7 protein-coding genes are annotated in these 7,303 nt (G+C 32.9%); 1 reads left to right on the forward strand and 6 read right to left on the reverse strand.

What is annotated here, in order from left to right; genetic code table 11:
• Nucleotides 1-87: 87 nt before the first annotated feature.
• Genes H8909_RS08310 through H8909_RS08325 form a run of 4 tightly spaced genes read right to left on the reverse strand, consistent with a single transcriptional unit; the run spans nt 88 to nt 4,279 of the window.
• Nucleotides 88-1,368, reverse strand: coding sequence for an ABC transporter substrate-binding protein (locus H8909_RS08310; protein ID WP_187012496.1), 1,281 nt, complete (start codon nt 1,366-1,368; stop codon nt 88-90).
• On the reverse strand, nt 1,358-2,032 hold the full coding sequence (locus tag H8909_RS08315; RefSeq protein ID WP_187012497.1) for a response regulator transcription factor: 675 nt from the start codon (nt 2,030-2,032) through the stop codon (nt 1,358-1,360). Before H8909_RS08315 ends, H8909_RS08310 begins: the two co-directional genes overlap by 11 nt.
• Nucleotides 2,025-3,329 carry a sensor histidine kinase gene (locus H8909_RS08320; RefSeq protein ID WP_187012498.1) on the reverse strand — a complete coding sequence of 435 codons (1,305 nt, stop codon included), beginning with the start codon at nt 3,327-3,329 and terminating at the stop codon, nt 2,025-2,027. The genes H8909_RS08315 and H8909_RS08320 overlap by 8 nt, the downstream gene beginning before the upstream one ends.
• Nucleotides 3,329-4,279 (reverse strand): sugar ABC transporter substrate-binding protein, encoded by a 951-nt coding sequence (locus H8909_RS08325; RefSeq protein ID WP_238928252.1) that lies wholly within the window; start codon nt 4,277-4,279, stop codon nt 3,329-3,331. Before H8909_RS08325 ends, H8909_RS08320 begins: the two co-directional genes overlap by 1 nt.
• A 170-nt stretch (nt 4,280-4,449) precedes the next feature.
• Between H8909_RS08325 and H8909_RS08330 the strand changes: the two genes are divergently transcribed.
• Nucleotides 4,450-4,650 (forward strand): hypothetical protein, encoded by a 201-nt coding sequence (locus H8909_RS08330; protein ID WP_187012499.1) that lies wholly within the window; start codon nt 4,450-4,452, stop codon nt 4,648-4,650.
• Nucleotides 4,651-4,682: 32 nt separating this feature from the next.
• On the opposite strand, the gene H8909_RS08335 is transcribed toward H8909_RS08330, so the two are convergent.
• Together H8909_RS08335 and H8909_RS08340 are read right to left on the reverse strand one after the other, a co-directional pair.
• Nucleotides 4,683-4,868, reverse strand: a complete 186-nt coding sequence (locus tag H8909_RS08335; protein ID WP_022425271.1) for a PspC domain-containing protein — start codon at nt 4,866-4,868, stop codon at nt 4,683-4,685.
• A 3-nt stretch (nt 4,869-4,871) separates the two neighbouring features.
• Nucleotides 4,872-7,187, reverse strand: a complete 2,316-nt coding sequence (locus H8909_RS08340; protein WP_187012500.1) for a YfhO family protein — start codon at nt 7,185-7,187, stop codon at nt 4,872-4,874.
• Between the last annotated feature and the right edge of the window lie 116 nt (nt 7,188-7,303).

The raw sequence follows: 7,303 nt of genomic DNA on the forward strand, positions 1-7,303 counted from the left end.
AGCATTCAAACGCTTTCATTCCATCTGCCTAAAGTCATGACTTCAATATGACATTTGTCATATTAAAAAAAGAGTGGTTAAACCACTCTATTCATTTAAATATTTATTTACTGCTTTTTGCAATTCTATTAATGAAAGATCAAAATCATCACTTGAATGAATCATCTTTATCATATTGGTATTAATCATAGTCTTCGCTGCATCATATTTCTTAAACTTTTCACGGTTACGTGCGCCCAATAATGCCTGATTTAATAACGATCTACTGATTTTAGAATCGCCTGTTTCTTCATCGAGCATATCAATGATTGTTTGTGACTGTGCAACCTTCTTCAAAGGAGAAATTCCTTGAGAGTATTGTGTTATAGACTGCTGAGTTGTTTGATCATGACATAATTCTTTTAATAGATTCCAAGCCTGTGATTTATGATGTGATTTTGCACTCATACCCATCAATAATGTAGACACCTGTGCACTTCCCTGATTCTTTGAGGCAGTAGGCATCTTTAAACAATCCCATTCAAATGTAGAATACTTTTTAACACGCCATGGATAGGGCTTATATGTACGATATACAGCTAAAGAACGAGGTGAAAAAGCAACTAACCCTTTATCAAATTCGTCAGATGTGACTGTATGTCCTTCATTTAAATTATTGAGTTTACGATAAAATTCTATAGCACGCTTCACAGCACTCTGATCTAGATAACATTTAGTTCCCTTTTCGTTAAAAACCCGTGCGCCATATGCATAAATAGAATCAAGCCATTCATAATCATAATAGCCATAATAATTTGAAGAATACTCACTTACCTTTTTACATATAGAATAGAAATCATCCAATGTCCAATCATTATCAGGCATCTGAATATGACAATTTTCCAGAAGAGTCTTATTCACAAACATCAATGTCGGATTACATTCATAAGGAAGTGCATATTGACTATTCGAATACGTTCCTGCTTTTAAAACACTGGAATAATAATCATCCGTACTAAAATTCTGATCAAAAGACATATAACTGTCTATTTCAGCAAGTGCACCAATAGAACTCAATGTATTAAAATCATCATCAAGAATCATAAAAACATCCGGTTCTTCTCCCTTGACAATCTTAGCTGAAAGCCATGAAGAATAATCATTCTTCATGATTCCACTCTCATACTTCACTTTAACCCCTGGATATTTCTTTTCAAATCGTTCTATAGCGCCATCAATGATTTTATAGCTCTCTCCGCTTGGTACATCCCAGTTACTTCCTGAGAAAACACCTAACTCCAGGGTAATTGTATCCGGGTAATTTGCGACAATCATGAAAAAGAGTGAAAAAACAACAATACCGAGAAAAATCTTTGACCTATTCATCATCAAACGTCCTTGTCATAAGACCACTTTCTACTGCCCATATAGCCAGCTGTGTACGGTCTCTTAAATTTAATTTAGAGAGGATAGAACTCAAGTAGTTTCTTACAGTTCCTTCAGATAAGAAGAGTTTCTGGGCAATTTCTTTATTGGATAAGCCATAGCCCACATGCTGAATTACTTTCCATTCTGGCTTACTTAATGTTTCTACATCCTTTTCATCCACTTTAATAGTATAGTTATTCTGCTGCATCTTAGAGAACATACTGAAGACTTTTGTCGCAATATCAGGATTAATCATTGCGCCTCCGGTATTGACTGTCACAATTGCTTTATAGAGTTCATCCATTGATACACCTTTTAATAAATAACCACTCGCACCATAGCGCAAAGCACTAAAGACAAAGTCATCATCATCAAAAGTAGTCAATATAATAATCTTTGTATTAGGATATTTCGCCTTCACTTCCTTAGTAGCCATAACACCATCCAAACCTGGCATACGAATATCCATCAAAATAACATCAACGACATACTTCTCTAAACATTTTAGTACTTCAAAACCATCTGATGCAGTATCTACCACATCAATATCTTCATGTGTACTTAATACTATTTTCAATGATTCTCTAATCAGTTCCTGATCATCCGCAATCATTACTTTAATCATAAAGTTCTCCCTCCTGTATTGGAATTGTGACCACTGTTAAGAAACCATGATGTCCATCATATGTCACTTTTCCATTGATCATAGATAAACGTTCTCTCATCTGTTTTAATCCAAAGCCATAATGAATCTCTTCACATCCCTGTCCATTATCCTGGATTTCTAGTTTCAATTTCTGATCTTCTATATATATAGAAATATTAATATGCGTTGCATCTCCATGCCTTACTGCATTAGTAATACTTTCCTGAATGACTCTAAATAAAATATCTTCTTTTGTATTCTCAAAGTCCACCTTCTCAATACGATAGTCTAAGGTGATTTCTAGATCACTGACACTGGTGAATTCTTCAATCATATTTTCTAATGCACCTTTAAAGCCATGCTGTTCTAAAGCACCAGGTCGTAATTTATTCAATGAATTACGTACATCCCCAATTCCCTGCCTTACAACTTTACTGATAACCATCAATTGTTGTTTGGTTGCCTGAGGATTGATATCGATCATCGCAATACAGGCATCAACACCTGCTGCAATTCCTGTTAATGCATGTCCTAATGTATCATGTATTTCACGAGCCAGTCTTTTTCTTTCTTTATCTTCTGCAATCTTTTCACTTACTGCAGCATAATTCTCTAATTCATGATTGACTTGATGAACCATGATTAATTCCTGTGTCATACGTTCATTTTCCTGTACTTCATTCGCAATATAAATCATCAAGAATAAAATAAAGAACAATAAATTCACAATATCTAGTAAATTGATTCCTACCTGTAATAACCCTCTTGTCGTACTTGTATACACATTTAGATATGCATCAGCATTCACAAGAGGAAATAATGTACTGAAGAAATTATAATTAGAAATAATAAGAAGTAGACTTAACGGAATAGTCAGCCACTTAACATATTTATTCTCTTTAAATCTAAATAATGCATCACTGAATATCAAATAGATAATACCATTATAAATGAAATACAATGATTTCATAATAATAAAGCCTATAAGTGTTTCAATAAGTAGAAAGAGAATATTCTCAAATGGATATTCCTTAACACGATGATCAAAGAAATTCATAAGTATCATGATGATTATATATAAAATCAATGATTTAAAGAAAATAATGGATGGATCTGTAGGAATGTAGTTAAGAGAACTCAGAAAGTCTCGTGAGATATTATTCATAATAATATAGTTTGTACTGAACATAAATATCATTGCGTAACATGTGATCATAAAGAAATTCCAAGACATCATAAATGTACGGATTCTTTTTAAGCTAATACTTTTCAACATTATTGCCACCCCTTTACACTATAGGAGTCAATATTGTCTTTAGTAATCATTGTGACAGGTACTTCAATAATTTTTGGAATATCTTTTCTTTGAAGAATATCATACATCTTCTTTGCAGAGAGTTTTCCAAACATAAGTGGAGATTGTGCAGCAGTACCTGCAATAAGAGGGCTCTGTTTAATAAGTGATTTTAAATCTGGTGTGCCATCTACTCCATAGACAATAATATCATGGCGATTTAATGATTCTATGGCAGCGAGTGCACCTAATGCTGAAGGATCATTTAAAGCCATCACAACATCAACATTTGAATGCTTTTTTAATATTGTCTGCATTAAAGGCATCGCACGTTCTAATTGTCCTTCACATTCTGCAGAGTCTATAATTTGATATTGTGGATAATCTTTAATAGTATCTACAAATCCCTGTATTCTTGAAGCTGCTGATTCGACAGTAGAATGTTTTAATAAGACAATATTGGCCGATTGCATTCTTTTCATCATATTTTGAGCACATAAAACACCTGCATTATAATTGTCAGATTCAATAACACAATCAATCAAATCTGTATTATCTACAGACGCATCTATCGCAATCACTGGAATTCCTGCTTTTCTTGCAGATTCTAAAGAAGGAAGCTTCTTTGAATCAATAGGATTCACAAAAATACCATCCACCTTCTTTGATATAAATTCCTCTATCTGTTCATTCTGTTTATCTGTATCAAGTTCAGGATTACGTACAATAAGTTCATCCCCGTTTTGTTCTATTTCTTTTCTTAATTCATTATTAATCACTTCATAGAAAGGGTTGTTCATAGTCATATAAGTTGCCCCAAAGACAAGATGTGTCTTTTGTGGTGTTAGATAGCTTGTATAAACTGTTCCTAACAATACAGCAATCACTAATCCTATAATAATATGAAGTGTCCTTTTACTTCTCTCATCCATTACTCTCACCTACTTGTGTACATTTTAACATAATTCTTACATCCTCTAAACGATAAAAATACAGAGATTATGGTATTATTTGTTACAAATCATGTGAAAGGGTCTATAATATATGTAGGCAAGGATAATCTCATTGTATTTACTATTATTTGACCAAGGGGATGATTTCTATGTTAGATATGAGAATTTTAAGTGATCCATATGAAGAAGAATGCTTTCTAATACTAAAAAGCAACCTTCCTAAAATGAAAGATGAAGAGGCATTAGAACTCTATGTAAACTTAAAGAAGTCTTATAAGAAAGACAGAGGTTTAATGCGTTATATCTTTGATGAAACAGAAAAGATTGCACAGAAATTAATGACTATCTAGCCAAAAAAAGAAGGTTCGCGAGAACCTTCTTTTTAGTATTCACTTGGGACAATAACCGCAAGAATAATATAAGCGAGAATACCGCTTCCTCCTAGCGCTGTAAATGCAACCCATCCTAATCTGACAAGAGTAGGATCAATCTGGAAGTATTCCGCAATACCTCCACATACGCCAGCAAGCATACGGTCATGTGCTGAACGATATAATCTTTTATTCATTTTCTACCCCTCCTTACACATAGTATCATATTTTCTTTGATATATATAGAATAATACAAATAGAATAACACCTATTGTACTTATGATACATGAAAGGGTATATCCTGGAGGAGTAAATGTGATCTTAATTGTATGACACCCTTTTGAAATACGACATCCTAAGAATGCTTGATTGACTTTTTCTATATTGACTTTCTTATTATCAATATACATTGTATAACCTTTTTCATAAGGGATACGTGTAATAAAGTAACCATCTTGAGAGACATTGATTTTACCTTCTAGTGCATTGGATGATTTCTTCACATCTAATGGATCAACAGTCTGATTTAATGCAGAAGCAGGAAGTGTATACATCTTAATATTTTTAATAATATAGTCACCTTTAGAGAGAGTTACTTTTAATTGATTACTTGTAGTCACATAAGTGAAATGTGTATGAGGATGATAATAAGGATTCTTAATACTAGCGAGTTTATTCTTCATTCCATTGACAGTAATAGATACACCATTAAGAGGTTTCTTATTCTCAATATCTGCTTCTAATACAACGATTTCATTGTTTGTTTGACGATTCAATGTCATTTCTTTTTTCTGCTTTTTAGTAATATGATAAGATTTCTTGAATCCTGGATCTTCTTTAATAAATTGACTTTGATAATGTGTATCACCTTTATTCACAATCGCGCAATTCACAAGTGTATCTAGAGTATATGGATAAGAGAGCTGCCTAAAATGTTTTTCACTCATTAACTGGCTTGTTGCATAAGCTTGAGGTAAAGAAGTATTTGATTGATAAAGTTTCACATTCTTATCTTGATCCCTTAAAGAATAACCATAAGGGGCATTTCTTTTAGAAATAACTGTATCAATACCAAGTGTTTTAAGGTAGAAGATATTGTCTGTATCATTCTGTGCGACACGGTTATTTGTAGGAACAGGGATTCTTAATGTATCAAATAAGAATTCATTGTAATGTTTATTATTAGTAGATGTATAGCCTGATACACGTTTAAATAGATAACCATGAGTTTGATTGACATTCTGTCTTGTAGTCAAATCTGCGACTGTATGCATCTTATTTCTTCTTACTAACTGTGAAACATTCTTTTCTGATTTCTTTGGTTTATAAAATGAAGAAGGCCCATTAATAAATGATACGACCAACATTGGAACCACAAGATATCCATACAGTACATGCTTTCTTCTTTGAAGTAAGATAAGAAGCGCAAATAGGCAATCTACAAGTGCTGAGAATGGATATTCAATAAAGAATAATGGGATCATTAGTAACAGTACAGAATATCTAGAAAGTGTAACATCCCCCTCTTTAATCTTTACTAACATCATACACATGATATAAGCCACGATTGGAATAAAGACAATCATGATCTTACTTCTTGCATATAAGAAACCATTCATAATAAACCACACAAGTGGAGAGTAGAATGATACTAGAGTGACAATAGAAAGCTTTCTTAGCTGTTTATCACTTAAGGCAAGAACTAAAAGAATATATGAGATATATGTAAGTCCACATCCATATTTACTATAAAGTAAACCTTTTAAATTAAGAGAAGGGATGAATAATGATGCAAGTGCAGTGGGTGCACCAGATTTACCATTCATTAATATAATATAGAGTGTTGGGATTGTCAGTATTGCGGTTAATAAGACAATGAGTACATAGGATATAAAGAGCTTCTTCCATTCAGCAGGATAACGATATAGTAAATAAATGAAACATACAATAAAGCATCCAATACAATAGAAATAGCTATGAAGTACAATCATACTGCCACATAGTGTAAAAGCTGCAAAGTTCTTCTTTTCTATACTTATTAAAGCGAGGAATAAGTAAGGCATATAGTTCACAAACATGATCTGTTTATGTGAATGAAAGAAGATACTTGATAATAATACAAGTAAGCTGACAAAGATACAGATGTTTTCGTTATCTGTATGTTGTCTTAAAAAGATATAACAACATATAACAGAGAGTGTCAGCATTAATACACTATAGGCAATAATGATTGTCTGCATATTTACATGTATGAGTAATGCACCTATAAGAATATCTGGTCTTAAGTATCCATAATAAGAGAAGTGATAGATATTTCCTCCACCCATTAACTGTTTCATATAAGTAGGGAATAGTGTTCCTTCGCTTCTTATTGCATGTCTTAATGCATCCGCAATAACTACATGCTGGCTATACCAGTCAATTGTGTTACCAAAGACATTGGATGTAAGTATAAAGACTAATGCGATAGATAGTAGACCAAGTAGACAAATGGTGCGCTTGTCTTTTTTAGTCATGATTTTCTCCATTTCCCCGCGCCTTTGTTGCGCGGACACAAATATATAACCAAACTCAAATCCCCCAAAACTCTAGTGTGCATCTCGATATAATAGTATAATCAAAGAGAGGTGGT

It is taken from the genome of Catenibacterium faecis, assembly GCF_014306455.1.
Classification (GTDB): Bacteria; Bacillota_I; Bacilli_A; order Erysipelotrichales; family Coprobacillaceae; genus Catenibacterium; species Catenibacterium mitsuoka_A.